Source organism: Nesterenkonia sp. DZ6, from assembly GCF_022565835.1.
In the GTDB taxonomy this organism is placed as follows: Bacteria; Actinomycetota; Actinomycetes; order Actinomycetales; family Micrococcaceae; genus Nesterenkonia.
This window is the reverse complement of the sequence record NZ_JAJOYW010000002.1, coordinates 558,269-585,132: the sequence shown is the minus strand read 5'-3', so window position 1 is coordinate 585,132 and position 26,864 is coordinate 558,269. Positions and strand designations below refer to the sequence as shown.

Annotated in this window: 26 protein-coding genes and 1 tRNA gene; 15 read left to right on the top strand and 12 right to left on the bottom strand. The window is 68.6% G+C overall.

Annotation, left to right across the window (positions count from 1 at the left end; translation table 11 throughout):
- The first annotated feature begins 46 nt into the window (after window positions 1-46).
- The gene (locus LTH93_RS08415) at window positions 47-1,678 is read left to right on the top strand and encodes an MDR family MFS transporter (RefSeq protein ID WP_241470653.1); all 1,632 of its coding nucleotides are present in this window, start codon (window positions 47-49) and stop codon (window positions 1,676-1,678) included.
- 118 nt (window positions 1,679-1,796) lie between these two features.
- On the opposite strand, the gene LTH93_RS08410 is transcribed toward LTH93_RS08415, so the two are convergent.
- Complete coding sequence (locus LTH93_RS08410; RefSeq protein ID WP_241465541.1) at window positions 1,797-2,102, bottom strand: AzlD domain-containing protein; 306 nt, start codon at window positions 2,100-2,102, stop codon at window positions 1,797-1,799.
- Window positions 2,099-2,809: an AzlC family ABC transporter permease gene (locus LTH93_RS08405; RefSeq protein ID WP_241465540.1), complete on the bottom strand. Its 711-nt coding sequence runs from the start codon at window positions 2,807-2,809 to the stop codon at window positions 2,099-2,101. Before LTH93_RS08405 ends, LTH93_RS08410 begins: the two co-directional genes overlap by 4 nt.
- Window positions 2,810-2,930: 121 nt before the next feature.
- Between LTH93_RS08405 and LTH93_RS08400 the strand changes: the two genes are divergently transcribed.
- From LTH93_RS08400 to LTH93_RS08390, 3 genes are all read left to right on the top strand, one after another.
- A complete protein-coding gene (locus tag LTH93_RS08400; protein ID WP_241470652.1) occupies window positions 2,931-3,629 on the top strand; it encodes an NAD(P)H-binding protein in 699 nt (232 codons plus the stop codon).
- A 62-nt stretch (window positions 3,630-3,691) separates the two neighbouring features.
- Window positions 3,692-3,765, top strand: a tRNA-Val gene (locus tag LTH93_RS08395).
- Window positions 3,766-3,866: 101 nt separating this feature from the next.
- The gene (locus LTH93_RS08390) at window positions 3,867-5,924 is read left to right on the top strand and encodes a threonine/serine ThrE exporter family protein (RefSeq protein WP_241465538.1); all 2,058 of its coding nucleotides are present in this window, start codon (window positions 3,867-3,869) and stop codon (window positions 5,922-5,924) included.
- A 79-nt stretch (window positions 5,925-6,003) separates the two neighbouring features.
- Here LTH93_RS08390 and LTH93_RS08385 read toward each other — a convergent pair whose 3' ends face one another.
- A complete protein-coding gene (locus tag LTH93_RS08385) occupies window positions 6,004-6,702 on the bottom strand; it encodes a uracil-DNA glycosylase (RefSeq protein ID WP_241470651.1) in 699 nt (232 codons plus the stop codon).
- A gap of 101 nt (window positions 6,703-6,803) precedes the next feature.
- Here LTH93_RS08385 and LTH93_RS08380 point away from each other — a divergent pair, with 101 nt between their 5' ends.
- Window positions 6,804-7,037, top strand: coding sequence for a DUF3263 domain-containing protein (locus LTH93_RS08380; RefSeq protein ID WP_241465536.1), 234 nt, complete (start codon window positions 6,804-6,806; stop codon window positions 7,035-7,037).
- A gap of 57 nt (window positions 7,038-7,094) precedes the next feature.
- On the top strand, window positions 7,095-7,718 hold the full coding sequence (locus LTH93_RS08375) for a LytR C-terminal domain-containing protein (RefSeq protein ID WP_241470650.1): 624 nt from the start codon (window positions 7,095-7,097) through the stop codon (window positions 7,716-7,718).
- Between the two features lie 57 nt (window positions 7,719-7,775).
- Here LTH93_RS08375 and LTH93_RS08370 read toward each other — a convergent pair whose 3' ends face one another.
- On the bottom strand, window positions 7,776-8,963 hold the full coding sequence (locus tag LTH93_RS08370; RefSeq protein ID WP_241470649.1) for an acyl-CoA dehydrogenase family protein: 1,188 nt from the start codon (window positions 8,961-8,963) through the stop codon (window positions 7,776-7,778).
- Window positions 8,964-9,109: 146 nt separating this feature from the next.
- Here LTH93_RS08370 and LTH93_RS08365 point away from each other — a divergent pair, with 146 nt between their 5' ends.
- Both LTH93_RS08365 and LTH93_RS08360 read left to right on the top strand, forming a co-directional pair.
- Complete coding sequence (locus tag LTH93_RS08365; protein WP_241470648.1) at window positions 9,110-10,861, top strand: AMP-binding protein; 1,752 nt, start codon at window positions 9,110-9,112, stop codon at window positions 10,859-10,861.
- 137 nt (window positions 10,862-10,998) lie between these two features.
- Window positions 10,999-11,505 (top strand): MarR family winged helix-turn-helix transcriptional regulator, encoded by a 507-nt coding sequence (locus tag LTH93_RS08360; RefSeq protein ID WP_241465532.1) that lies wholly within the window; start codon window positions 10,999-11,001, stop codon window positions 11,503-11,505.
- Between the two features lie 9 nt (window positions 11,506-11,514).
- On the opposite strand, the gene LTH93_RS08355 is transcribed toward LTH93_RS08360, so the two are convergent.
- Genes LTH93_RS08355 through LTH93_RS08340 form a run of 4 tightly spaced genes read right to left on the bottom strand, consistent with a single transcriptional unit; the run spans window position 11,515 to window position 15,806 of the window.
- On the bottom strand, window positions 11,515-12,291 hold the full coding sequence (locus LTH93_RS08355; protein WP_241470647.1) for an enoyl-CoA hydratase-related protein: 777 nt from the start codon (window positions 12,289-12,291) through the stop codon (window positions 11,515-11,517).
- A gap of 3 nt (window positions 12,292-12,294) precedes the next feature.
- Window positions 12,295-13,230: a 3-hydroxyisobutyrate dehydrogenase gene (mmsB, locus tag LTH93_RS08350; protein ID WP_241470646.1), complete on the bottom strand. Its 936-nt coding sequence runs from the start codon at window positions 13,228-13,230 to the stop codon at window positions 12,295-12,297.
- The gene (locus LTH93_RS08345; protein WP_241470645.1) at window positions 13,227-14,306 is read right to left on the bottom strand and encodes an enoyl-CoA hydratase/isomerase family protein; all 1,080 of its coding nucleotides are present in this window, start codon (window positions 14,304-14,306) and stop codon (window positions 13,227-13,229) included. The genes mmsB and LTH93_RS08345 overlap by 4 nt, the downstream gene beginning before the upstream one ends.
- Before the next feature lie 3 nt (window positions 14,307-14,309).
- Window positions 14,310-15,806 carry a CoA-acylating methylmalonate-semialdehyde dehydrogenase gene (locus LTH93_RS08340; RefSeq protein WP_241470644.1) on the bottom strand — a complete coding sequence of 499 codons (1,497 nt, stop codon included), beginning with the start codon at window positions 15,804-15,806 and terminating at the stop codon, window positions 14,310-14,312.
- Window positions 15,807-16,145: 339 nt separating this feature from the next.
- Here LTH93_RS08340 and LTH93_RS08335 point away from each other — a divergent pair, with 339 nt between their 5' ends.
- Window positions 16,146-16,919, top strand: coding sequence for an SDR family NAD(P)-dependent oxidoreductase (locus LTH93_RS08335; protein ID WP_241470643.1), 774 nt, complete (start codon window positions 16,146-16,148; stop codon window positions 16,917-16,919).
- 35 nt (window positions 16,920-16,954) lie between these two features.
- Here the strand turns inward: LTH93_RS08335 and LTH93_RS08330 are convergent, their stop codons facing one another.
- The 3 genes from LTH93_RS08330 to LTH93_RS08320 form a co-directional block, all read right to left on the bottom strand.
- Complete coding sequence (locus LTH93_RS08330; RefSeq protein WP_241470642.1) at window positions 16,955-18,181, bottom strand: 4-hydroxybenzoate 3-monooxygenase; 1,227 nt, start codon at window positions 18,179-18,181, stop codon at window positions 16,955-16,957.
- Window positions 18,182-18,290: 109 nt separating this feature from the next.
- Entirely contained in the window at window positions 18,291-19,034 is a 744-nt protein-coding gene (locus tag LTH93_RS08325; RefSeq protein WP_241465525.1) for an IclR family transcriptional regulator, read from the bottom strand.
- Between the two features lie 41 nt (window positions 19,035-19,075).
- A complete protein-coding gene (locus LTH93_RS08320; RefSeq protein WP_241470641.1) occupies window positions 19,076-20,458 on the bottom strand; it encodes an MFS transporter in 1,383 nt (460 codons plus the stop codon).
- A 216-nt stretch (window positions 20,459-20,674) separates the two neighbouring features.
- On the opposite strand from LTH93_RS08320, the gene LTH93_RS08315 reads away from it, so the two are divergent.
- From LTH93_RS08315 to pcaC, 6 genes are all read left to right on the top strand, one after another.
- Window positions 20,675-21,418, top strand: a complete 744-nt coding sequence (locus LTH93_RS08315) for an IclR family transcriptional regulator (protein ID WP_241465523.1) — start codon at window positions 20,675-20,677, stop codon at window positions 21,416-21,418.
- A 107-nt stretch (window positions 21,419-21,525) separates the two neighbouring features.
- The gene (gene pcaH / locus LTH93_RS08310) at window positions 21,526-22,323 is read left to right on the top strand and encodes a protocatechuate 3,4-dioxygenase subunit beta (RefSeq protein WP_241465522.1); all 798 of its coding nucleotides are present in this window, start codon (window positions 21,526-21,528) and stop codon (window positions 22,321-22,323) included.
- 2 nt (window positions 22,324-22,325) lie between these two features.
- Complete coding sequence (gene pcaG, locus LTH93_RS08305; RefSeq protein ID WP_241465521.1) at window positions 22,326-22,907, top strand: protocatechuate 3,4-dioxygenase subunit alpha; 582 nt, start codon at window positions 22,326-22,328, stop codon at window positions 22,905-22,907.
- Window positions 22,908-22,930: 23 nt separating this feature from the next.
- Window positions 22,931-24,355 carry a lyase family protein gene (locus LTH93_RS08300; RefSeq protein WP_241470640.1) on the top strand — a complete coding sequence of 475 codons (1,425 nt, stop codon included), beginning with the start codon at window positions 22,931-22,933 and terminating at the stop codon, window positions 24,353-24,355.
- Complete coding sequence (locus LTH93_RS08295; RefSeq protein ID WP_241470639.1) at window positions 24,348-25,199, top strand: alpha/beta fold hydrolase; 852 nt, start codon at window positions 24,348-24,350, stop codon at window positions 25,197-25,199. The genes LTH93_RS08300 and LTH93_RS08295 overlap by 8 nt, the downstream gene beginning before the upstream one ends.
- Window positions 25,192-25,578, top strand: coding sequence for a 4-carboxymuconolactone decarboxylase (gene pcaC, locus LTH93_RS08290; protein ID WP_241470638.1), 387 nt, complete (start codon window positions 25,192-25,194; stop codon window positions 25,576-25,578). Before LTH93_RS08295 ends, pcaC begins: the two co-directional genes overlap by 8 nt.
- A 19-nt stretch (window positions 25,579-25,597) precedes the next feature.
- On the opposite strand, the gene LTH93_RS08285 is transcribed toward pcaC, so the two are convergent.
- Window positions 25,598-26,797, bottom strand: coding sequence for a lipid II:glycine glycyltransferase FemX (locus LTH93_RS08285; protein WP_241465517.1), 1,200 nt, complete (start codon window positions 26,795-26,797; stop codon window positions 25,598-25,600).
- Window positions 26,798-26,864: the final 67 nt, after the last annotated feature.

Here is a 26,864-nt window from a genome sequence, read left to right as displayed (position 1 = left end):
CAGTGGTGACCCGCTCTGGGGTTCTTTAGTGTTCTATGGAGGATCCGTGCCCGCTTCACCGAATCATGTCCCATCGCAGGTGAAGGCTCCAGGTGCGGCTCCCACACCTCCGCACGACGACGGCCGGCTGCCCTCGGCCGACAAGCTCACCATCGGTGCGCTGCTGGTCTCCACCTTCGTGATGATCCTCAACGAGACCCTGATGAACGTCGCGCTGCAGCCGCTCATGGAAGAGTTCCAGGTCACCGAGCCGACGATCCAGTGGCTCACCACGGCGTTCATGCTGACCCTGGCCACCGTGATTCCGATCACCGGATTCCTGATGCAGCGCTACAGCCTGCGTGCGGTCTTCACCGCCGCGATGGGCCTCTTCATCCTCGGCACCGCGCTCGCGGCCGCCGCCCCGGGCTTCGAGGTTCTGCTGGCGGGCCGGGTGGTCCAGGCCAGCGGCACCGCGATCATGCTGCCGCTGATGATGACCACCGTGCTCACCCTGGTGCCGCTGCGCCGCCGCGGCGTGGTCATGGGCAACATCTCGATCGTGATCTCGGTGGCTCCGGCGACCGGCCCGGCGCTCTCGGGTCTGATCCTGCATCTCGCCGACTGGCGCTGGCTCTTCCTGGTGATCCTGCCCATCGCGGTGATCGCGCTGTTCCTGGGCCGGCCGCGGCTGAACAAGGACCCCGGCACGGCGGGCAAGCGGCTCTCCATCCCCTCGCTGCTGCTCGCAGTCCCCGGCTTCGGCGGCGTGGTCTACGGGATCAGCCAGATCGGCGGCGGACACGGCACCCAGGAGGTCTCCGCGGACGCGGCTCCGAGCGTGGACCCGCTGGCCATCGTGGTCCTCGTGGTCGGCGTGCTCTGCCTGATCTCCTTCGCGCTGCTCCAGGTGAAGCTGCAGAAGACCGACTCAGCCCTGCTGAACCTGAAGCCCTTCGCCTTCACCATGTACACCCGTGCCCTGGGCATGATGCTGCTGATGATGATCGCGCTCTTCGGCGCGCTGATCCTGCTGCCGCTGTTCCTGCAGACCATCCGCGGACTGGACACGCTGCAGACCGGTCTGATCATGCTTCCGGGCGGTCTGCTGATGGCGCTGATGGCGCCCTTCGTGGGGCGCCTCTACGACCGGGTCGGACCGAAGCCGCTGGTGATCCCGGGTGCCTCGATCCTGATCGTCGCGCTGTTCTGCATGAGTCTGCTGTCCCCGACCACCCCGGTGGCCATGGTGCTGGGTCTGCACCTGCTGCTCTCCTCCGGCCTGGCGCTGCTGTTCACCCCGGCCTTCACCACGGCGCTGAACCCGCTGCCCAAGGCGCTGTACTCCCACGGCACCGCCGCGCTGAACACGCTGCAGCAGCTGGCCGCCGCGATCGGCACGGCCGCACTGGTGGCCGCCGTCGGCCTGGGCACCGCCGCCGCGGTGAACTCCGGGATGAACCCCGACGACGCCGCGGTCGAGGGCTTCCGCGTGGCCTTCCGGCTCGCTGCGGTGCTGAGCATCGGCACGCTGATCCTCGCCACGACCCTGCGGGCGACCCCCGCGGCCGAGGGTCAGGGCTCCGAGGCTGGCGATGTTGAGGCGGCCGGCACCGGCGCTGCGGACAGCGAAGCTGCCGACACCGACGACACCGGCATCGAGGATCGCGCACAGGCAGGGTCCAGCACCCAGGCCTGAGCCCTCCCCGTTCCTGGCGTCCCAGGGCCACGACGAGCCCCCTTCCGGCCTGCACCTGCAGGCGGGAGGGGGGCTCGCCGCGTCTCCCGCCCCGAGGCGGCCGCGTGGCGCGCCCGGGTCACCCCAGGGCGCGGATCCCGGCAGCCGCTGCCGCCCCGACCAGCACCACCAGGATGAACGGGGCGCGCAGCAGCAGCGCCACGGCGGCGGCCAGCAGCGCTCCGAGCCGGGCGTCGATGGTCACCGACTGCTCGGCGGAGAAGGTGTTCATCGCCACCAGAGCGGCGAGCAGCCCGATGGTGAGCATCGCCGAGACCCGCCCCACGGCGGGATGCTTCAGCCAGCTCTGCGGCACCAGATAGCCCAGCAGCTTGGTGGCGTACACGGCGGCGCAGGCCGCCAGGACCCAGAACCACAGGCTCATGCGCGGACCCCCTTCGACGCCAGTCCCCACACCACGGCGACGACGGCGGCGGCCAGCACCGGGACCCCGGGTGCCAGCAGCGGCATCGTGACCGTGGTGACCAGGGCCGCCAGCACCGCCAGCGCCCAGGCGTCCAGGGACTTCAGCCGCGGCCACAGCAGGCCGAGGAAGGCGGCGACCACGGCACCGTCGAGCCCCAGCGCCTCGGGCTCGGCGATCACATCACCGAGCAGCGCGCCGAGCACGGTGGCGAGGTTCCAGAAGAGATAGCAGGCGATGCCCGCGCCCCAGAAGCCGCGACGCTGCTCCACCGGATCCGGGGCGGACATCGCCACCGCCGCGGACTCATCGATGGTCACCTGGGCCGCAGCCAGCCGCTTGAATCCCCGCGGATTCAGCAGCGCCTTCATCTGCACCGCATAGATCGTGTTGCGCCCGCTGAGCAGCGTGGCCGCGCCCAGCGCCGCCGCCCCGGTGCCGCCCGAGGCCAGAATGCCGATGAAGGCGAACTGGGAGGCGCCGCTGAAGAGCAGCGCGGAGAGCGCCACGGTCTGCCACAGCGTCATTCCCGCCGCCGTGGAGAGCGCCCCGAAGGAGACGCCGTAGAGCGAGATCGCGGCGGCGATGGACAGCCCGGTCCGCAGCGCGGGGGAGCGGCGCAGCGGGACGGGCGGGGAGGTGCTCACAGGCGGATAAGGGGCTGACACGCCACACAGTCTAAGGAATAGTGCAGGCGCGCAGACGTTGTGAGGAGAGAACCGTCCGGAGCACGCACACCCGGCGGACCCCGATTCGAGCAGGCACCCCCTGATCGCGAAGGAGCATCCCATGGCTGAATCTCAGCGCGTCGTCATCATCGGCGGCCACGGCAAGATCGCACTGCTGGCAGCACCGAAGCTGGTCGCCGCCGGCTTCACCGTCGAATCCCTGATCCGGGATCCCGACCAGGCCCAGGACATCACCGACGCAGGCGCCACGCCGCGGGTCCTCGACATCGAGTCCGCCAGCTCCACAGAGCTGGGGCAGGCGTTCGCCGGCGCGCACGCCGTCGTCTTCGCCGCCGGTGCCGGCGGCGGGAACCCAGCCCGGACCAAGGCCGTGGACCATGAGGCCGCGGTGCGCAGCATGGATGCCGCCGCCGAGGCGGGCGTCTCCCGCTACGTGATGGTCTCCTACGCCCGCAGCGAGACCGACATCAACACGGTGGACCCGACGAGCTCGTTCTACCCCTACGCGCTGGCCAAGCACCAGGCCGACAGGCACCTGCGCGGCACCAGCCTGGACTACACCATCCTGGGTCCCGGCTCGCTGACCCTGGAGCCGGCCAGCGCGAAGATCACGGTGCTCGATCCGGCCACCGCGGGCGAGACCATGTCCGCCGAGGGCGCCTCCGTGGACACCTCCCGGGAGAACGTCGCCGAAGTCATCACCGAGACCCTGCGCAGCGGCTCCGCGGTGCGCGCCACGGTGAACTTCCTCGACGGCGAGACCCCCATCCCGGAGGCGCTGGCGTCGGTTTCGTCCTGAGTCTGAACAGGTGGTAACCTTCTGAGGCACGTGAACGCGGGATTCCGCGCGCAGGTGCCTCAGGATCTGTAGCTCAGTTGGTTAGAGCGCTCGCCTCACACGCGAGAGGTCGATGGTTCGAGTCCATTCAGATCCACTTTCTTCGCCTGTACTCCAGGCACCATCATTCACACACCCCTCAAGGCCCCGGCATCTGCCAGGGTCCTTTTGTGGTTATGTTGCTTGCGAGGAGGGTTCGTGGCACTCGAACACGTTGAACGGCATCCCACGGGAGGCTACGTCGCCGAGGCGATCGACCCCGTGCGCACCGAGCCCAACGCCGACGTCACCAACATCCCGGTGGTCCACTCCACCCAGGAGATCCTCGACGAGACCCCCACCGGGTTCGTCCAGACGCTGCGCAGCTCCTTCGCCTCCTCCTGGCACGCCTCCGCCGAAGCCGAGGCCGCGCTGGAGTGGGAGGAATACGACGCCGAGGCGGTGGCACGTGCCGCGGAGCAGCACGAGAACGAAGCGGCCCGGCACGAATACGTCGCGGACCCCAGTTTCGAGCAGTCCTACACCACCCCGCACGGCGCGACAGCGCCCACGGACCACTACGCCTTCCCCGTCACCGGGGACTGGCACCAGACCGATGCGCTGGGCCCGCAGATCCCGACCGGCCCGCAGGAGACGACGACCTCCTGGGCCCAGCGCGGCGAGCATGCGCAGGGACCGGACTCCTCGGGTCTGATCAACCTGCCGCACGGCGCGCCGGGCGCACCGCTGCGGCAATCACCGGTGAGCCAATCTCCGCGCCGCCCCGCCGTGCCGCGGCCCTCCTGGTTCAAGTCCCGGCTGGGCGGCTCGGCTCGCCGCGACCCCGACTTCGACCCCGGGGTCTTCGACCGCAGGCCCCGCTCACCCCAGGTGCTGCGACGCATCATGCAGGCTGAGCGCGCGGCGACCGGCACCGTGCCGATCATCGACCGGCTCGCCGGCACCCCGTTCGAGAACCCGTACCAGGCCGAAGCGCACGTCGAGACCGACGAGCTGGCCACGATCGCCTTCGTGCTGGACCTCGGCGAGGCCCTGTTCCGCTACGGAGCCGGCGCGCTCGAGGTCGAGACCTCGATCATCGCCGTCACCGCGGCGTTCGGCATGAAGAACACCGACGCCGACATCACCAACCAGTCGATCAGCCTCAACTGGGCGCCTGACGGAAAGATCCCCTACTCCCGGGTGCGGGTGGTGCGGTCATGGTCGAACAACTTCCGAGCGCTCGCCTCGGTGCACCAGCTGGTCACCGACATCATCGCCGGTCGCCTCACCCGCGGCGACGCCGAGGAGCGGCTTCGCGAGATCATCCGCGAGCCCAAGCCCTACCCGCGCTGGATGGTGACGATCTGCGGGGCGATCTTCGCCAGCTTCTTCGCGGCGTTCCTCGGGGCTCCGCTGCTGGACGCCTCGCTCGGCTTCGCCGCAACCATCCTCGTGCTCTGGACCGTCCGGCTGCTGGCCACCCGGCGAGTCCCGGAGTTCTTCTGCCTGGCCGCCGGCGGGTTCGTCGCGACCTCCTTCGCCATGGGGGCCTTCGCGATGGACATGCCGATCCGTCCCTCCATGGTGGTGGCCGGCGGGCTGATGATCCTGCTGCCCTCCGCGCGGATCGTCTCGGCCATCCAGGACGGGATCAACGGATTCCCGATCACCGCGGCCGGTCGTCTGATGTCCACCATGATCGCCTTCGCCGGCATGACCGCCGGGATCATGGCCGCCGTGACGATCGCGAATCTGCTCGGCGCCCCGGAGGTCGAGGTGGCGGTGGGTCTGACTCGGATGTATCACCCCACCGTGCTGGTGGCGCTGGTGTTCTTGGCGGCGATGGCCGCCGCCGTCGTCGAACAGGCGAGCTGGCGGATGCTGCTGCCCATCGGTGCGGTCTCCGCGCTGGGATTCTGCGCCTTCTACGCCGCAGAGATCATCGGCCTGGGCGAACGCGTCACCCCGGTCTTCGGCGCCGTGGTGGTCGGGGCGCTGGGCCGGGTCCTCGCCCTGCGCATGGGGTCGCCTCAGCTGGTCGTGGCCGTGCCCGCGATGATGTTCATGCTCCCCGGGCTGATGGTCTTCCGCGGGATGTATCAGATCGCCATCGAATCCACGACCGTCCACATGATGGACGGGCTCACCGAGCTGTTCAACGCGCTGATCATCATCATGGCGATCGCCTCCGGGATCGTGCTCGGCGACGTGCTGATGAGACCGTTCACCGCAGGACTGCAGTCCCACGAACGATCGCGCACCCGACGCCGCTGACCGACCCGCGCTCGCGGACCTCGCGGCGCTGCTCGGTGCTGCTCGGTGCTGCTCGGCGCTGCTCGGTGCTGCGCCGGGGTCAGCCGTCGGGGTTCAGTCGCCAGTCCACCGGGTCTTCGCCGAGCCGGCGCAGCGCCTCATTCGCCTGTGAGAACGGTCGGGAGCCGAAGAACCCGCGTCGCGCTGAGAGCGGTGAGGGATGGGGGCTGGTGATGACCGCGGTGTGCTCGCCGGAATCGAGCACCGGCGCCAGCTTGCGCGCGTCGGCGCCCCAGAGGATCGAGACCAGGGGAGTGCCCCGATCCACCAGCGCGCGCAGCGCCGCCTCGGTGATCTGCTCCCAGCCGATGCCGCGATGCGAGGCCGGTGAACCCGCGCTGACCGTGAGCACCCGGTTGAGCATCAGCACCCCCTGCCGGGCCCATGCGGTGAGATCGCCGTGGGGACTCTTCGGGATCCCGAGGTCCGATTCGAGCTCGGTGAAGATGTTCCCGAGGCTGCGGGGCAGCGGACGCACCGCGGGGTCCACCGCGAAGGACATGCCGATGGCATGTCCCGGGGTCGGGTAGGGGTCCTGACCCAGAATCAGCACCTTCACCGCGTCGAAGGGCTGACGGAAGCCGCGCAGCACCAGCTCTGGGGAAGGCAGCACCTGCTCCCCGGCGTCACGGCGGCGGGCCAGCTCCTCGAGGACGGTCTCGAAGTGGGCGGACTCGCCGGCCAGGGCACGTTGCCAGCCCGTTTCCAGCGGAGCGATCAGTTCAGTCTCAGGTGTCATCGCCTCCACCATAGACAGCTCAGCCGATTGAACACACCGTCGAGCCCACGAGGGCCGATATTCCTGCAATGCGCGCTGCCCAGCCGTAGGATGACGGTGAGATGATCACTGAACAGCAGAAGAAGATGCTCGACCTGGAGCGCCAGTGGTGGAAGTACGCGGGCGCGAAGGACGAGGCCATCACCGATGCGCTCCAGATGTCAGCCGTGGCGTACTACCAGGCGCTGAATCTGCTGATCGACACGGAGGCGGCGCTGGCCCACGACCCGATGCTGGTGAAACGCCTGCGCCGGCAGCGGGATGCCCGGCACCGCGCCCGCGCGACCCGCCGCTGACGCAAGGTCGAGATCAGCAGCACCGAGCATCGCCCCCGCACTTTGAGGACAGGACCTATGAGCCAGCACCCGCACGACGAGTTCGACGACGTCCCCCCGTATCAGACCGGGGAGGCCGGCAAGCATCGGGCTCCAGGCGCAGCCGGAACGGGCGGGGCCGGTGGCAGCGGCCTGCGCTGGATCGGGCTCTTGGCTGGATTCGTGCTGCTCGTCGGGGCCTTCGCCTACTTCATCGTGCCGATGCTCTCCGACTCGGACCCGGACAGCACCGCCGAGGATCAGGATGCGGCGGTGTCCGAATCCGAGGACGACGCCGAGGATGACGCCGAGGCCGATGACGGCGCCGAGGGCGATGCGGACCAGACGGAGGAGCCCGCCGGGCCACAGCCGGCCAGCGACACCGAGACCCCGGTCCAGGTGGCCAACTACCAGGGCGCCGAGGGTGGCGCGACGGCGATGGGCGCCGAGCTCGAGGAGCTCGACTACAACGTGGTCTGGCAGGGCGACTGGGGCTTCGAGGAACGCGCCGAGACTCCGGCCGTGGTCTACCCAGCAGGCTCCGGAGACGCAGAGCAGGCCATCGCCGAGGAGCTTGCCGAGAGCTTCGGGGTCGACACCGTCGAAGTGCACGACCAGGCCAGCTTCGTCACCCTGATCATCGGGGACGAGTACGAGGGCTGAGCCCGCTCAGAGACCGTGCTCCGAAGGGGTGGTGCTCGCTCGTCCCGGCCTCCCAGGTCAGGCGAAGGCGGAGACTCCGGTCAGCTCACGACCGGCGATCAGCAGGTTGATGCCATGGGAGCCCTCGTAGGTATAGATCGCCTCGATGTCTCCTGCGATCTTGGCTGCTTCGTGATCGCTCAGTATGCCGTTCCCACCGAAGATCTCCCGCGCGGCGGCGGCGGACTCTCGTGCCAGCCGGGTCAGCGTCGCCTTGCCCAGGGACGCGTGCATCATGGTCAGCTCGCGGTCACTCTGCAGCCGGGTGAGCTCGGCCATGAAGGAGGTCGAGACCGCGAGGTTTCCGGCGACCTTGGCCAGAGCGGCCTGGACGAGCTGGAAAGAGGCCAAGGGTGCACCGAACTGGTCGCGCCTCTTCGCATAGTCCCGTGCGATGTCCAGCAGGGCCTGCTGGGCGCCGACGGCCTGCCACCCCACCCATGCCCGTGAGCTTCGCAGTCCGGTGTTCGTGGCGGTGAACGAGGTCGCCCCTGGCAGCAGGGCGTCCTGCGGCAGGGTGACATCAAGTTCGATGTCGGCGTTCGGCATGATGCGCAGTCCGGTCTTGTGGGTGATCTTTCGGGCCTGGTATCCCGCACACGATGTGGGCACCAGAAAGCCTTTGACCTGCCCGTCAGCGGTGTCTCGCGCCCACACCAGGGCGACGTCGGCCACCGTGCCCATGCCGATCCAACGCTTGGACCCCTGGATGCGCCACTGTCCGCCGCGCAGAGTCGCCGACGTGGCCAGTCCGCCGGCCACGTCGGAGCCGTGCTCAGGCTCGGTGAGGCAGAAGGCGCCGAAGGCCCGCAGCCGGCGCAGGGCCGGAAGCCATTCCTCACGCTGACGCTCCGAGCCCAGGGCTTGGATCATGCCGACGATGAGCTCATTGTGGATGCCGATGACCGCAGAGATCGAGACGTCGGCGCGTGCCAGCGCGGTGTGGGCAAGGCCGCGGAGCAGCGGTGAGGAACCGTCGAGGTGCAGTTCGCCGAGTCCGATGCTGCCCAGCCCTGCAAGCATGTCGAGCGGAAGGCGATCGTCGTTCCACGGTTCGAGGGACTGGCGTCGAATGTTGCGCTGCGCGTACTCGTCGATGACGGTCAGCCGGTCACGTTCTGCCGGACCGAGGTGGCGGGCCAGGTGCATCAGATCAGGGTCTTCGGAAATGGGGTCTGCGGCAGCGTGGGCGTCCTGCTTGGTCATCGAGGTCTCCTTGTCATCCGGCGGATCCGGGGCTGGGTGGGCGGGCCGCCATGTCACTGCACGTAAAACTGCATCTTTACCAACTATATGACTTCCAAGTATATTCTAGAGTGACCAAAATCACACAGACCTCGAGGAGGAGCGCCATGACAGTGACCGAAGAGTTTCGCGCAGCTCGGGACCAGCTCGTCGGTGCGCAGCAGGACTGGGAGCGCGCGCGCCGGGATTTCCGCTGGCCTCGGTTCACGCATTTCAACTTCGGCTTCGACTGGTTCGATCAGGTGGCGAAGAGCCCCGAACGATCGGGTCAGGACGCGCTGGTGATCATGGAAGAAGATGGGTCTCGGCTCACCCGCACCTTCGCGCAGCTGCGCGAAGACTCCAATCGAGTGGCCAACTGGCTGACCAGCATCGGGGTGAGGCGAGGCGACCGCATCATCCTGATCCTCGGCAACCAGGTCGAGCTGTGGGAGACGATGCTCGGCGCGATCAAGCTCGGTGCTGTGCTGATCCCCACCACGACTCAGATGGGCCCACACGACCTGCAGGACCGAGTCGGTCGGGCCGAAGCGAGCTGGATCGTCGGAGATTCCGAGACGCTGCGGAAGTTCACGCAGGTCGAGGGTGACTATGCGCTCATCCACGTGCCCGGCGTGTACGCCGATCGGCAGGCAGCGGTGCGGCCTGAGGTGTCGGGCCGCACCGTCCACTCGTACCAGGAGGCCTACGCGGCCTCACCGGAGTTGGAGCAGGTCGTGCCGACTGCCGCTGATGAGACGATGCTGCTGTACTTCACCTCCGGCACGACGTCGAAGCCGAAGCTGGTCGAGCATACGCACACCTCGTACCCGGTGGGGCACCTCTCAACCCTGTACTGGATCGGGCTCGAGCCCGGCGATGTGCATCTGAACGTCTCTTCGCCGGGCTGGGCCAAGCACGCGTGGTCGAACTTCTTCGCGCCGTGGATCGCGGAGGCGACCATCTTCCTGTACAACTTCAGCAAGTTCGACGCCGCGGCGCTGATGCGGTCCATGGACGACGCCGGGGTCACGAGCTTCTGCGCCCCGCCCACGGTCTGGCGGATGCTCATCAAGGCGGACCTCGCGCAGCTGAAGAATCCACCGCGCGTCACGGTCTCGGCCGGAGAGCCGTTGAACCCGGAGGTCATCGAACAGGTCCAGCGGGCGTGGGGGTGCACGATCCGCGATGGCTTCGGACAGACCGAGTCCTCGCTGCAGATCGCCAACACTCCGGGCCGGCGGGTGAAGTTCGGCGCCATGGGTGTCCCGCTGCCGGGATTCGACGTCGCCCTGATCGACCCGGTGTCGGGTGAGGAGGCCGAGGAGGGGGAGATCTGTCTCGCCCTCGACCCGAGGCCGGTCGGTCTGATGAAGGGCTATTACGGCGCGGAGGAGAAGAACGCCGAGGTCTTCCGCGATGGCTACTACCACACGGGGGACATCGCCTCCCGTGACGGCAACGGCGTCATCACCTACGTGGGACGGGCCGATGACGTCTTCAAGTCCAGCGACTACAAGGTCTCACCGTTCGAGTTGGAATCCGTGCTCATCGAGCACCCTGCCGTGGTGGAAGCCGCGATCGTGCCCGCACCGGATGAGCTGCGGCTGGCGGTTCCCAAGGCGTACGTGACGCTGGCCTCCGGGTGGGAGCCGAACGAGGCCACCGCGGCGGAGATCCTCCAGTTCGCGCTGAACAAGCTGGCGCCCTATAAACGGATCCGGCGCATCGAGTTCGCGGAGCTTCCAAAGACGATCTCGGGGAAGATCCGGCGGGTCCAGCTGCGCCAGGCAGAGGAGCGGCGCGCCGAAGCCAGTGAGGGACTGGAGGGATTCGGGGTGGAGTACCGAGAAGCCGATCTGGGACTGAGGCGCCCATGACGCTGCCCGCCTGAGCCAGAGCCGGGGCCACGGTGAGGCCTCAGCCCTCGGCGCAGGTCCGACATCAGATGATTCCCAGATAAACTCCGGTCCATCCCCACAATGGTCGGACCGAGCACGGAAGAGGAGACGCCTACATGCACCCCCCGCTTGCCAAGGACCCGATCGCTGAGATCCAGAAGAACTGGGAGCGGCAGGGATGGACGTCCGCGGCCGCCCCCGCGGCGGCGGTCACCGCAATCATGCGGACGCAGCAGATCCTCTTGGCGCGAGCACGGGACATCCTGAAGCCGTTCAAGCTGACCTTCGCCCGCTATGAGGTGCTCGCGCTGCTGGGGTTCTCCCGAGAAGAGCGGCTGCCGATGAACAAGGCCAGCCAGCTGCTGCAGGTCCATCCGACGTCGATCACCAACGCCGTCGACCGGCTGGAGTCGGCGGGTCTGGTGCGCCGCGAGCCGCATGACTCTGACCGGCGCGCAATGCTCCTGGTGCTCACCCCGGAGGGCAAGCAGGTGGCCGAACAGGCGACCAAGGCGCTCAATGAGCAGCTCTTTGAGCGCACCGGGTTCGAGTCGCAGGAGATCGACCAGCTGAACACCATCTTGGCGAACTTCCGCCAGCGAGCGGGCGACTTCCCGTCCTGAACCGCCGGGTCAGCGATGCCTCCACTGAGGTTCGCGCTTCTGGATGAACGCGCTCATGCCTTCGGACTGATCCTCGAGTGAGAACAGCGAATGGAACATCCGCCGCTCGAACGCAAGGCCCTGATGAAGCGTGGAGTCGAAGGCCGCACCCACGGCCTCCTTGCCCATCTGCGCAGCCGGCTTGGATTTCGAGGCGATCAGCTCAGCGACCTTGGTGGCTTCCGCGACCGTGTCTTCGTCTGCCACGACTCGTGAGACCAGGCCGATGCGCTCGGCTTCATCGGCGTGGATGTGCCTCCCGGTGAGGATCATATCCATCGCCTTGGCCTTCCCGACCGATCGGGTGAGCCGCTGGGAGGCGCCCATCCCCGGGATGACCCCCAGGTTGATCTCGGGCTGACCGAACCTCGCACCTTCTCCGGCCACGATGACGTCGGCCATCATCGCGAGCTCACACCCGCCGCCCAGGGCGTAGCCGTTCACGGCAGCCACGATCGGGGTGCGCAGGCGGGTGAAGTCATCCCAGCGGCGGAACCAGTCCGCGGCATACATCCCCGGATGGTCCTGCTCCGACATCTCGTTGATATCGGCACCCGCCGCGAACGCCTTGTCCGAGCCGGTGACGAGGATCGCCCCGATGTCGGGGCTGGCGTCGAAGACGCCGGCGGCGTGGACGACCTCCTCCATCATCATGGTGTTCAGCGCGTTGAGGGATTCGGGCCGGTTCAGCGTGATCCTGCCGACCCTTGCTTCGGTCGAGACCAGGATCGTCGAATATTCGGTCATGCCTCACGCTCCTGCGTTGTGGGAGTTGTCTCGGATGGTGTTGATGATGGCGGAGAAGTCCTGCCGCTGCCCGGGACCCTGGGCGAACTCGGAGAAGATGGCCGCCGCGAGTCTTCCCAGCTGTGCATCGACCCCCTGTTGGTCCAACGCGTTGGTGGCGAGGGTGAGGTCCTTGGCCATCAGGGCGCCGGCGAAGCCAGGCGTGAAGTCACGGTTGGCGGGGGAGGTCGGCACGGGACCTGGGACGGGGCAGTTCGTGGTCAGCGCCCAGCACTGACCCGACGCGTTGGACACGACGTCGTAGAGCGCCTGGTGGTCCAGCCCCAGCCTTTCGCCCAGAACGAAGGCTTCACCCACGGCGATCTGGCTGATGCCGAGGATCATGTTGTTGCAGAGCTTCGCAGCCTGGCCCAGGCCGCTGCCGCCACAGTGGACCACCCGAGCGCCCATGATCTCCAACAGCGGGAGGACCTCCTGGAACACCTCGAGACGGCCTCCGGCCATGAACGCGAGGCTGCCGGCCTCGGCGCCCACCACGCCCCCGGAGACCGGTGCATCGGCGGCCCGGAATCCCGCGCGCTCGGCCAGCTCCGCAGCCTCCTGCGCCTCGGAGATGTTGATGGTGGAGCAGTCCAGGAAGATCGTCCCTGGCCTGGCCGCGGAGAGCAGTCCCGGTGAGTCCCGATAGGCCGAGAGCACGTGCTGACCCGAGGGCAGCATCGTGAGCACCACCTCAGATCTCGCGACGGCGTCAAGAGGGTCGGTGACGACATCGATTCCCTTGGAGCGGGCGGTCTCCACGGCTTCGGCGCTGAGGTCGAACCCGTAGACCTGCACACCGGCCTGGACGAGGTTCGCGGCCATCGGGCCGCCCATGTTGCCGAGTCCGATGAACGCCACGGTGGGGTGTGTGTCGACGTCGTGTGTGGTGCTGTTCATGAATGTGCCTCCTGAATCGGTGAAAACAGCTCGAAGGTCGGATGTGGGCCGGGCAGGAAGTGCTCCTCGATCCTCATCTCGTCGACCTCCGGCAGGGTGGCCGGGTCCCACCGTGGGCTGCGGTCCCTGTCGATGACCTGCGCCCTGATGCCTTCGGCGAAGTCATGGCCGCGCAGCTGGTGCTGCCCGGCCGCATACTCCCGCACCAGGGCGGCCGACAGCTCCAGACGTGAGGCTTCGCGGATCCCGTGGAGCGTCAGCTTCAGCGCGGTGGGGGACCTGCTCAGGATGTCCTCTCGGGCCCGCGCCGCGTCCGGGTGCGTCGCTCCCCACGCCGCCAGCCGCTCGAGGATCTCTTCCGCGGTCTCGGCGGAATATGCGTCGTCGATCCAGTCCTGCGCGGACCGCAGCGGGGCGACCGGCGGGGTCTCGGTGAAGCCTGCCTTGACCTGGTCGAACGTCTCCTGCTCGAGGGCTTCCGCCAGCGCCGCCAGCTTGCCGGAGGGCACGTACACGTCGGCCAGGCCGAGGTGGATGGTGTCGGCGGCGCCGAAGATGCCCGCCGTCAGGCCCGCGTGGAGGCCCGCTCGTCCCGGTGAGCGGGCGAGCAGATGGGTCCCGCCGACGTCCGGGAAGTATCCGATGGTGGTCTCGGGCATGCCGGCCTTCGTGCGTTCGGTGACCACCCGGTGGCGGCCGTGGGCGGAGATGCCGATGCCGCCGCCCAGGGTGGCTCCGTCCATGAAGGCGATATACGGCTTCGGATACTGGCTGATCAGGTGGTTCAACCGGAACTCGGTGGCGAAGAACTCCGTGGTGGTGTAGTCGTCACGGCCGCTCGCCCGAGTGGCACGGATGTCTTCGTAGATGCTGCGCACGTCGCCTCCCGCGCAGAGGCCACGGTCTCCCGCGCCGAGGACCAGCACCTGGGAGACGCCCGGAGCATCGCGCCATTCCTGCAGCTGGTGCAGCATCTGTCGCACCATGTTCAGGTTCAGCGCATTCATCGCCCCGGGCCGGTTCAGTCTGATGACGCCGAGGGTGCCGCGCGCCTCGAAGAGCACCTCAGCGGCCATCGCTCAGCTCCCCTCGGGCATGATGAAGCTCGCACCCTCTTTGGTTCCGGAGGGCCAGCGCGTGCTGACCGTCTTGGTCTTGGAGTAGAACTTCAGTCCATCCGCACCGTGCTGATTGAGGTCGCCGAATCCCGAGGCCTTCCAGCCGCCGAAGGTGTAATACGCGATCGGCACCGGGATCGGCACATTGACGCCGACCATGCCCACCTCCACCCGGGAGGCGAAGTCTCTGGCGGTGTCGCCGTCGCGGGTGAAGATCGCCACCCCATTGCCGAACTCGTGCTCCGTGGGCAGCCGCAGGGCCTCCTCATAGTCCCGGGCTCGTGCGATGCACAGCACCGGACCAAAGATCTCCTCCTTGTAGATGCGCATCGCTGGTGTGACGTGATCAAAGAGCGTCGCGCCGATCCAATACCCCTCGGGGTGGCCCTCGACGACGACGCCGCGCCCGTCCACCACCAGCTCAGCACCCTCCTCGACGCCGAGCCCGATGTAGCCCTCGATCCGCTGCTTCGCGTCCGCGCCCACCACCGGACCGAAGTCGCTGGAGGGATCCAGGGAGGGTCCGACGACGAGCTTCTCGATGCGCTCCAGGAGCTTGGCTCGCAGCGCCTCAGCGGTGGCCTCGCCGACGGGGACGGCGACCGAGATGGCCATGCATCGCTCACCGGCGGAGCCGTAGCCGGCGCCGATCAACGCGTCGGCGGCCTGATCGAGATCGGCGTCGGGCATGATCACCATGTGGTTCTTCGCGCCGCCGAAGCACTGTGCGCGTTTTCCCCGGGCGGCGGCCGCGGTGTAGATGGACTGGGCGACGGGGGTGGATCCGACGAACCCGATGGCCTTCACCCGGGGGTCCTCGATGAGGGCGTCCACCGATTCCTTGTCCCCATTGATCACGTTCAGCGTGCCGGGCGGCATGCCCGCCTCCAGTGCGAGCTCGGCCAGGCGCAGCGGCACCGAGGGGTTGCGCTCCGAGGGTTTCAGCACGAAGGTGTTGCCCGCGGCCAGGGCGGTTCCGGCTTTCCAGAGCGGAATCATGGCGGGGAAGTTGAACGGAGTGATGCCGGCGACGACTCCGAGAGGTTGGCGCAGGCTGTGGATGTCCATGCCGGTGGCCGCGTCGTGGGAGAACTCGCCCTTGAGCAGATGGGGAGCTCCGGCGCCGAACTCCACGACCTCCACGCCGCGCTGGATGTCGCCCAACGCATCGTCGAAGGTCTTGCCGTGCTCATTGGAGAGCGTCTCGGCAAGCTCATCACGGTGGGTATGGATCAGGTCGGCCCACTTCAGCAGAATGCGTCCGCGCCGCTGGGGGTTCAGAGCCGACCACTCTCCGAACGCGGCCAGGGCGGAATCGATGGCCTGGGAGACTTCCTCGGCGTTGGCCAGGGGCACCTCGGCGGTGACTTCGCCGCGGACCGGGTTGAAGACCTCGCGGCTCCTGCCTGAGGTGCCATGTATGTGTTTGCCGTGGATGAAGTGGGTCAGATCCGTCATGGACGTGCTCCTTCGCGTCGAGATCAGCCTCGGGGATGCCTGGCGAGGGGCTGATCGACCTGGTATCGCATGTGATTCAGCTCTCACTGTGTTAGCCTAAACTCAACTTATTGGAAGTGCAACTATCGAGCTTGCGACCGGTATTCGAGCCAGGGAGCTCCAATCGGCAGAGGATGAGGCATCATGACCGGGTCCAGCCCGGCACCGTCGCCATTGCGGACGCGCTGGGCCGGGTGGACATCGCCGGGGGAGTGGATCCCTCCACCCCGGCGATCACCCTCATGCAAGGTCTGCCCTCATGCTCAGCGTGGATGAACCAACTCGATGAAGGAGATTCGGATGGAACTGACACGAGCCAGCGCAATCGTCAGCGGAGGAGCCTCGGGCCTCGGCCATGCCACGGCGAAGGCCCTGATCATGGCGGGCGCGCAGGTGGTGGTCGTGGACCTCCCGGACGCCGAGGGCAGCACGGAGCGGGCCGACGCCGTGTCCTCGCTCGGTGGACGCGCCGCCTTCTGCCCCGGGGACATCACGGATCCGGCCACTTCTCGCGAGGCCGTCGCTGCGGCAGCCGGGCGGGGGCCGCTGCGGGTTGCCGTGAGCTGCGCCGGTGTGGCCACCCCGGGAAAGCTGCTGGGTCGAGACGGCCCGCTCTCCCAGGAGCAGTTCATGGGTGTCCTCGCCGTCAATGTCGGCGGCACGGTGAACCTGATGGCGCAGGTCGCCGCCGCGATGCGGGACAACGAACCCTCCGCCGGCGAGCGCGGGGTGCTGATCAACACCGCGTCGGTGGCCGCCTTCGAGGGTCAGATCGGTCAGATCGCCTACGCGGCCTCGAAGGGGGCAGTGGCCTCGCTGACCCTTCCGGCGGCCCGCGAGCTCGCCCGGCATGCCATCCGGGTGATGACGATCGCGCCCGGACTCTTCGAGACCCCCATGATGGCGGGTCTGCCCGAGGAGGCCAAGGAGTCGCTGCGCGCCAAGACGCTGCACCCCGCCCGGCTCGGTGCGCCCGAGGACTACGCCCAGCTGGTCATGCAGATCGTGGCCAACCCGATGCTCAACGGCGAGACCATCCGGCTCGACGGCGCGATCCGGCTCGAGCCCAGATAGCCGCGGCGCTCGCGGTCCGAGCCTCGTCGGGAGGGTCAGTCGCTCCAGCCGGTGTAGGAATCCGCGAAATAGGCCTGGCCGTGCACGGAGCCGGTGATCGCGTCGAACTCGCCGCGGCGACGCCGGTGGGTGAAGGGGTTCTCGTCCGGCTGACGGTGCAGAAGGTTCGTCGCCCAGTAGGAGAAGTTCTGCGCCTTCCATACCCGGTCCAGTGCGGTCCGGGAGTATCGACGCAGCGACTCCGGGGTCTCGGCCGCTTCTCCTTCATGGCCGGGCGCATCGGCGCGCAGCTCGGTGATGAACTCCTCCACGCACGGAATCAGCACCCGCACATCGGCGAAGGCCAGGTTCAGACCCTTGGCCCCGGTCGGCGGGACGGTGTGGCCGGCATCGCCGGCCAGAGCCAGCCGGCCGTGGCTGAGCGGGTCACAGACATAGGAGCGGAAGGGCAGCACGGTCTTGTCGATGATCGGTCCGCGCTTGAGCTGGACGCCGCCCTCGGTGCCGAGCACCTGCTGGATGTGGTCGAAGATCGCGTCCTCGGACCAGCTGTCCGGATCGGTGTCCGGGTCGCACTGGAAGTACATGCGCTGGACGGTCTCATTGCGCTGGGAGATCAGTGCGAAGCCGAGCTCGGAGTTCGCGTAGATCAGCTCTGGGGCGGTCGGTGGGGCCTCACAGAGGATCCCGAACCAGGCGAAGGGGTAGGAGATGAAGTGGTCGGTGCGCACCTCCTCGGGGATCAGCCTGCGACACATGGAGCGGGACCCGTCGGTGCCGATGATCAGGTCGGCCTCGATGCTGCGTGCCTGAGCGTGCGCGTCGGTGAAGCTGATCCGCGGAGACGTGGTCTCGATCCCGTGGACCTGGGTGTCGGTGACGGCCCAGTGGATCTCCCCGCCTTCTCGTTCCCAGGCGTTGGCGAGGTCGAAGAAGACCTCGTTCTGTGGGTAGAGCCAGACCGAGCGTCCGACCAGCGCCTGGAAGTCGATGCGATGCTGCTCTCCGTCGAAGCTGAGCACCGTGCCCTCGTGTTCATGACCCTCGGTGAGCACTCGTGACCCGACTTCGGCGTCCACCAGCATGTTCACCGTGGCGGCTTCGAGGATCCCTGCACGCTGAGTGTGGTGGATCGTGTCCTTCGTGCGGGTCTCGATCACGGCGGCGGAGATGCCGCGTCGCTTGAGCAGCAGCGCGGTCATCAGCCCTGCGGGGCCGCCGCCCACGATGCCGACGTCGACTCGGGTGGTGTGCGCGGTCATGTCTCTCCTTCTCCTGGGCCGGTTCGACCCTGTGCAGATCAGTCTGGTCAGCAGATGTGCCCAGCGCCACAGAGATCCCATTGAATGCGATGGCAGCGCGGGGCGCGGTTCACCCCTTGCCGCTGATCTCGCGCTGTATGCCCCGTGCGGCGATCTGCAGCATCTGCACCCAGGGTGCGGGGCGTCGGGCGACGTCGTCGTCGTCGGTGACCACGCCCAGGGCGGCGACCACGGAGCGGCCGCGCTGCCGGATCGGCACCGCGACTCCGGTGACCTCGCGCTCGATCACGCCGGTCTGCGCGCAGTAGCCCTGCTGGCGGACCTGTTCCAGCCGGTCCTCGGAGATGATCTGACCAGGTGACGCGTCCTGATGGTGGGTCCGGTAGAAGGTGCGGAACTCGGGGGAGGCGTGGGCCAGGAGCACGAGGCCGGTGGCCGAGACGTGCAGCGGCAGTCGGCCGGCGACCCCGCCGTGGATGCGCGGCGCCTCCCGTGCCGAGAGTCGGTCCACGAAGAGCACCTCGTGGCCTTCGATCACCCCGAGCTGCACATGCTGACCCATCACGGTGTGGACATCGGAGAGGTAGGGTCGGGCGCGCACGGCGAGCTTCATCGTCGGCGCCGAGCGGTTGGTCATCTCCCAGAGGCGGGTGCCGACCATGTACCCGGCCGGCAGCGACTCCAACCAGCCCAGCTCGGCCATGTCGCGGCAGAGCCGGTGCGCGGTGGCCGGCGGCAGGCCGGTGCGCCGGGCGATCTCGGCCGCGGTGAGCAGGCTGTCGGCCGCCGAGAAGGTGGAGAGCACCCGGTCAAGCCGGGCCAGGACCGAATCACCGGTGGGGGAGTTCGCCATGGATCACATGCTAGCTTCCGCGGCCCCGGCCGGGTCCCGGCTCACTCTCGCGCCGCGAGCGCGTCGGCGCGCAGCGCGCTGGCCGTGCGCTGGTGCAGCGAGATCCGCAGCACGACGACGGCGGCCAGTGCCACGATGATCCCGGCGCCGGTGTAGAGCGCGGTGGGGGTGGCGCCGAGGTCCAGCAGCGCTCCGACTGCGATCGGGGCGATGATGGCGCCGGTGCGGCCGACGCCGAGGGCGACGCCGACCCCGGTGGAGCGCAGCCGTGGCGCGTAGGTCATCGGGGCGATCGTGTAGATGCCGGAGATGCAGCCGTTGATGATCATGCCCAGCAGCACGCCGGCGACCAGCGCGGCCGGCAGCCACGCGGTGGCGTTGATGAACACGATGAACATCACCCCGGAGCCGATGGCGAAGACCGCCTGGACTCGACGCACGTCCCAGCGGGAGGCGAACACCCCGTACAGGACCGCACCGATGGTGCCGCCGATCATCAGCATGATCCCGCCCATGATGCCCTCATCGGTGGAGAAGCCGACCTCGGTGAGCAGCTGCGGGGTCCAGGTGTTGGCGAAGTAGAAGCCGAACATCACGATGAAGAACATCGCCCACAGCAGAAGCGTGTTGCGCCGGTTCTCCGGACTGAACAGCGCGGCGTAGGAGTTCTTGGAGCTGCCCGGCGTCTCGGTGTCACCCGTGTCGTAGTTCTCCAGGACCACCGGGCCGGTGATCCCCATCCGTGCGGCGATGTCCTCGGCGCGGCGCTGCTCAGAGCCGTCCCCTGCCGCCTGTGGGCTGGTGGCGCGGGCGCCGAGGAAGTCCAGGGACTCGGGCATCTTGAGCCAGACGAAGACCACGGCCAGCACGGTCACGGCACCGCCGAGCAGGAAGACCGCCTGCCAGCCGATGGTCCCGATCAGCGGGATGGCGGCCAGACCGCCCAGGGTCGCGCCCACCGGGTAGCCGGCCGCGTAGATGCTCATGCACAGGCCGCGGTATTTGGCGTTGGAGTACTCCGAGACCAGGACGGTGCCGGAGGTGAGGATGCCGCCCACGCCGAGCCCGGTGATGACCCGCCAGGCCATCAGCTCCGGCATCGAGGAGGCGGTGGCGGAGAGGAAGAGCCCGGCGGCATTGATGATCATCGCGATCATGAGCATCCGACGCCGTCCGAAGCGGTCCGCGAAGGGGCCCACCCAGATCGCGCCCAGCGCCATGCCGATCAGCCCTCCGCTGAGCAGCAGGCCCAGCTCGGTTCCGGTGAGGCCGAGGTCGGCCGAGACCGGGTTCGCGGTGAACGCCATGGCCTGCACGTCATAGCCGTCCAGGCCCATCAGGGCTGTGGCGAGGGCGACCACGAACCACTGGTAGCGGCTCATCGGTCGGGAGTCGATCGACTCGCGGAGGCTGGTCTGGGTCATGGGGATCTCCTTGCACGGCAGTGAAATTCCGTGGCTCAGCTCACAGAACCTGTTGGACGCTAGCCGCTCGTGACCCAGGGCACAATTGCGCGGGATGGACAGGCGTGGACGTCTCGATGAATGGGATCGGCCTTGACGGTGCGTCTGGACGATGGGCCCCATGGTGCGCCGCGGAGGGGCGTCTCGACCCCGCGGCGCCGCGACTACGCTTGGCCCATGGCAAACTCGCCCAGCGGTGACGCGGTGCTGGATCGTGCGATGCGGATCCTCACGGCGCTCGAGACCCGGACCAGCCTTCCCGCCGGGGAGCTCATCGACGCCGTCGGGCTGCCCCGGACCACCGGATACCGGCTGCTGCGCACGATGCGCGCGCACGGCCTGCTCGCCGTCGCGGCCTCCGGGGAGCTGGTCCTGGGGCAGCGGCTCTGGGAGATCGCCCAGAGCGCCCCGATCAGCCGCACGCTGCGCGCGGCGGCGCTTCCCTTCATGCATGACGTCAACGCGGTGGTCCGTCAGACCACCCAGCTCTCGGTGCTCGATGAGCAGGGGGTGCTGATCGTGGAGCGGCTCTCCCGTCATGGCGCGGTGGTCAACCCGGCCGAGGTGGCGACCACCATGCCGGCGCACCTGACCTCGATGGGGCACGTGCTGCTGGCCCATTCCCCGGCCCACGTGGTGGAGGGCTGGTGGGATCCGCGGCGGCAGCTGATCGAGGAGTCTCGGCCACAGCTGCGCCGCGAGCTCGCCGAGGCGCGCACCCGAGGTCATGCGCAGCTGAGCGGGATGATCAATGCCGAGACCACCGGCGTCTCGGTTCCGGTGCTGGGCGCCGATGGCCACGCGGTGGCGGCGCTGACCGTGGTCGTCCCGCGCGACTCCAGGGAGATCCCGCAGTTCCTGATGGCGCTGCAGACCGCCGGCCGCGGAATCACGCGCGCCCTGGAGGGCATGGGCCATTGAATGGCAATCGTGTGGCGGCCGGTGCTGCAGGCCGGGCAGACTGAGTGAGAACCACGTCACACCTCGGCGACGTACGCCGCTGATCCCCTTCAAGGAGCGAGAGCCCGATGGCCGAGAAGAACACAGACCCGGACGCCGCCGCAGTCTCCCAGGCGGAGATCGACGCGGAGATCGCCGCCATCCACGGCGAATATCGAGCCCAGCGCGACGCCGGCGCTCAGGTGGAGACCAACGCCCGGCTGAACTTCCCGCCCTACCGCAGCTCGCTGCTGCGGCACCCGACGAAGTCCCTGCATCACGCGGACCCCGAAGACATCGAGCTCTACAGCCCGGCCTTCGGCCATCGCGACGTCTCCCCGCTGGAGGCGGACCTGACCATCGCGCACAACGGCGAGCCCATCGGTGAACGGATCATCGTGACCGGCCGGGTCCTCGACGGTGAGGGCCGCGCCGTCGCCGGCCAGCTCGTGGAGATGTGGCAGGCCAACGCCGCCGGGCGCTATATGCACAAGCGCGACCAGCACCCCGCCCCGCTGGATCCCAACTTCACCGGTGTCGGGCGCACGCTGACCGGCCCCCATGGGGAATACAGCTTCACCACGATCAAACCTGCGCCCTATCCATGGAAGAACCACCACAACGCCTGGCGCTCGGCCCATATCCACTTCTCGCTCTTCGGCACCGACTTCACCCAGCGCATCGTGACCCAGATGTACTTCCCCGGGGACCCGATCTTCGATCTGGACCCGATCTACCAGTCCATCACCGACCAGGCCGCCCGCGATCGCCTGGTCGCCACCTACGACCACTCGGTCTCCCAGCATGAATGGAACACCGGTTACCGTTGGGACATCGTCCTTTCCGGAAGCAACCGCACCTGGGCCGAGCAGGAGGAGGAGCACTGAACATGAAACTCACCCCCACCCCCGCCCAGACCGTCGGACCCTTCTTCGGCTTCGCGCTGCCCTATCCAGGCGGGGAGGCACTCGTCGACCGCTCGCACCCGGGAGCCGTGCGGCTGCACGGGACGGTCTACGACGGCGACGGCGTGCCCGTGCCCGATGCGCTCCTGGAGATCTGGCAGCCGGATGAGCACGGGGCGATCTCGCGGCAGCCAGGGTCTCTGCACCGCGACGGCTACACCTTCACCGGGTGGGGCCGCGCCGCCGTCGACGGCGTGGGCCATTACTCCTTCACGACGGTGGAACCGGGCAGCACCGGCGCCGGCGTCGCACCCTATGTCCTGGTCACGATCTTCGCTCGCGGGCTCATGGATCGGCTCTTCACCCGGGCCTATCTGCCCGCCGACGCCGCCGCCCTCGAGCAGGACGCGCTACTGAGCTCGGTGTCTGAGGATCGCCGCCACACCTTGATGGCCGCCCGGGAGTCCGATGGCAGCCTGCGCTTCGACATCCACCTTCAGGGCGCAGACGAGACCGTGTTCCTGACCTACCCCAACACCCCGCAGTTCACCGGCCCGGTGGAGTGATCGACAGGAGCGTGCCGCCAGCCATGACCGGACCCTACGGAATCCTCAGCCCGGTGTGGGCAGGCACCGCGACGGCGCAGCTGATGTCCGAGGAGTCCATCCTGCGGGCGATGCTGCGCGTCGAAGCGTCCTGGGCCCAGGCGCTCGCCGATGCCGGCGAGGCCCCTGCCGCCAGTGCCGCGGCCATCGTGGCGATCAGCGAGGACCCCGCGCGGGCCGGCCTCAGCGTCGAGGAGATCGCGTCGCAGAGTCCCGGCGGCGGGAACCCGGTGATCCCGATGCTGGCCGCCGTGCGCCGCGCCCTGGTCGAGGCCGGTGAATCCGATGCTGCGCTGCACCGGGGAGCCACCAGCCAGGACATCCTCGACACGGCGCTGATGCTGCTGTGCCGCGAGTCCGTTGCGGCTCTCTTGAGCGACGCGCGCCGGGCAGGAACAGCGCTGAGCAGGCTCAGCCAAGAACACCGGAACTCCGTCTGCGTGGCCCGCTCGCTGACCCAGCACGCGCTGCCGACCACGTTCGGGCTGCGCTGCGCCGGCTGGCTCGATGGGCTGACCCAGGCGATCCAGCGGCTGGAGCTGGCCGCGGCGAAGCTGCCGCTGCAGTGGGGCGGAGCCGTGGGCACCCAGGCCTCGCTCAGTGACTCACTCGGGCCGCAGCGAGCCGCCGCGCTGACCACCGATCTTGCGGCCCGCCTGGGACTGCGTGCGATGCCGCGACCTTGGCACACCCAGCGTCAGATGATCCTTGAGCTCGCCGCAGCGCTCGCCGGCCTGCTCGCGACGCTGGGAAAGGCCGCGGGAGATGTGCTCACCCTGCAGCGTCCTGAGGTCGCCGAGCTGCGCGAACCCACGGTGCCTGGCCGCGGCGGCTCCTCGGCGATGCCGCAGAAGCAGAACCCGGTGCTCTCCACCCTGATCCGCTCGGCGGCCCTGGCTGGTCCGGGGCAGCTGAGCACGCTCTACCTGGCCGCGGCCACGGCAGAGGATGAACGCCCGGCGGGCGGCTGGCATGCCGAATGGCCGAGCCTGGTCGAGCTGGCCCGGCTCAGCGGCGGTGCCGCCACCCGCGCCGCCGAGCTGTTCGAGGGCCTCGTGGTGGACCCCGGGGCCATGGCGGTGAATCTGCGACTCAGCGGCGACGCCGTGCTGAGCGAGCGGCTCATGGCGCGCCTGGGCAGCTCCTTCCCCGGGGGCAGGCAGGCGCTGCAGGATGTGGTGCGGCGCAGCGCCGTCGAGCGCGTCGGCCTGCGCGGCCTGCTGGAGGAGCATCTCGGTGATTCGATCGCTCCAGCGGATCTCGATCGGCTGCTCGACCCGCACCGGTACCTGGGTCGGGCCCAAGAGTTCATCGATGCCGCCGTCGATGAGTTCAACCAGCAGGACTTCAACCAGCAGGACTTCAACCAGACTGCCGCGCAGCCGGAAGGACCCACCGACCATGCCTGAGCCAACTGTGTCTGAGCCGACGGCGTCTGAGTCAGGGACCGCACTGACTCTCACCCCGCAGCTGCTCTCCGGATCCGTGCAGGATCTCGCCGCCGGGACCCGCCCGGTGCTGGTGCTGGGGCCTTCCCTGGGGACCAGCGTCGCCGTCCTCTGGGAGGGTGCTGTGCCGCATCTCCAGGAGGCCTTCACCGTCATCGGCTGGGACCTGCCGGGCCACGGCGACGCGCAGCCCCATCCCGAGCCCTTCGAGATCACCGACCTCGCCGACGCCGTGGAGCACCTGGTCGCTGAGCTCGCCAGGTCCCACGGGATGCCTGCGGATCTTCCGGTCTACGCCGCCGGGGTGTCCATCGCCGGCACCGTCAGCCTGACCCTGGCGCTGCGCCCGCAGACGCGGTTCACCCGGCTGGCAGCCCTGTGCACGGCCGCGAAGATCGGTGACCCGCAGATGTGGAGCGAACGCGCCGAGCTCGTCGCGCAGGCCGGAACCCCCACCATGGTCGAAGGCTCGGCCCAGCGCTGGTTCGCCCCGGGGTTCATGGCCCGGCATCCGGCCGTGGTCACCGGACTGCTGAGCTCGCTGCAGCACGCCGATCGACACTCCTATGCCCAGGCCTGTCGCGCCCTTGGCCGCTACGACCTCACCGCCGAGCTCTCCGGCGTCGCCCGCCCGCTGCTGGTGATCAGCGGGGAACAGGACCCGGTCTGCCCACCCTCGGCGGTCCGGGACCTCGCCGCGGCCCCGCACACGAGGACCGCAGTGCTCGACGGCGTCGCTCACCAGGCCCCAGCCGAAGCGCCCGAAGCCACCGCCCGACTGCTCAAGGAGTTCCTCGATGACTGATTCCAGCTACCAGGAGGGAATGAAGGTGCGCCGGGAGGTGCTCTCCGACGCCCACGTGGACCGCGCCGAGGCCCGCAAGGACACCTTCACCGAGGACTTCCAGGAACTGATCACCAACTACGCCTGGGGATCGATCTGGACCCGCCCCGGACTGGACCGGCCCACCCGATCGGTGATCACCCTCACCGCGCTGATCGCCGGCGGCTACTGGGAAGAGCTGGAGATGCACATCCGCGCGGCGCTGCGCAACGGGCTCACCGAGGATCAGATCAAAGAGGTGTTCCTGCAGTGCGCCATCTACTGCTCGGTGCCCGCGGCGAACACCGCGTTCAGCATCGGGCACCGAGTCCTGGAGGAAGAACGCACCAGCGGCGCCTGATCGCCCGCAGCGGTCCCGCTCAGCGGCGCGACATGTACAGGTTGAACGCTTTGGCCAGCAGCGGATTGACCGGGTAGTCCCATTCGCCGAGCGTCTGGACCACATCGGCGCCCATGGTCGTCTTGAACCGGGTGAGCCCGGCCAGCGGGTACTCAGGGTCCAGCGAGGGGCTGAGCCCGCCGAGGTCGAACCACTGGCAGCCTGCGGCCAGCGAGTCTTCGATCTGGCGCAGCTGCAGCGCGCGCGGGGCGTAGCGCTTGCGCTCCTCGGAGGAGGAGGCGCCGTAGACGTACCAGGCGAACTCTCCCTGCCGGACGTAGATCGCCGCGGCCAGGAGCTGATCCTCAAGATGCGCCAGGTAGAGGGTGCACTCGCTCAGCGGCGAGGCATTGAGCTCGCGGTACATGTCCTGGAAGTAGGAGAGCGGCCGGCCGGTGAAGTCATCACGGTCGGCGGTCTCCGCGTAGAGCGCGTGCCAGGCCGGGAGGTCTGACTCGTCGCCGACGCTGACGCTCAGCTCGGAGCGGGTGGACTTCTTGGTCTGCCGGCGGGAGGACTGATCCATGCGGGCCAGCACGCCATCGATGGGCAGGGTGGCGCCGGTCTCGTCGGTGAGTGGAATGCGGGCCTGGAACTGGGGCTGCCCGGCCTCGAAGTCGGTGCTCGGGGCGGGGGCCTTGAAGCCCAGTGCGCGCAGCTGCTGCTGCCACTGGGCGGCCTGGGCGGCGCCGGCCGGATCGACCTCGAGCGGGTCGAGTTCTTCAATGCTGGTGTTCTCGCCGGCGGCCAGCGCGCGGCGGACCTCCTTGGCCTCCCACCGGCGCAGCACCGAGGGCAGGCCCATGCGGATCAGGAATGCGCCGGAGGCCTTGAGATGGGCGAGCAGCGGCGGGAGCAGCTGCTCCAGATCAGCGGCCGGGTCCAGCACCGGGCCCTCGGCCAGATAGGCGAGCGTCTTGTTCCCGAGCAGCGGCACCGCCGCGGGGATCGGGAGCCGACGGAAGAGCACCAGCGTGGCGGCCACCGGGGCGGATTCGGCTCCGGCGCTGGCGTCGAAGACTCCGAGGCTCTGGGCCCGCCACTCCTTCTTCACCGCGGGCCAGCGCGGGTTCTGCAGGAACGATGCGGTCTTCTGGTCGGCCAGGAAGCTGGTGTGCTCCTCTGCGCTGATCGGGCGGACCTCGTACACGGCGGCAACGCCTGAATCTCTATGCTCCATCACGCCTCAAGGGTACCGTCTGGTTCCTGTGCGGCTGGGAGATCAGGTTCAGGGGCAGTTCCGCTCC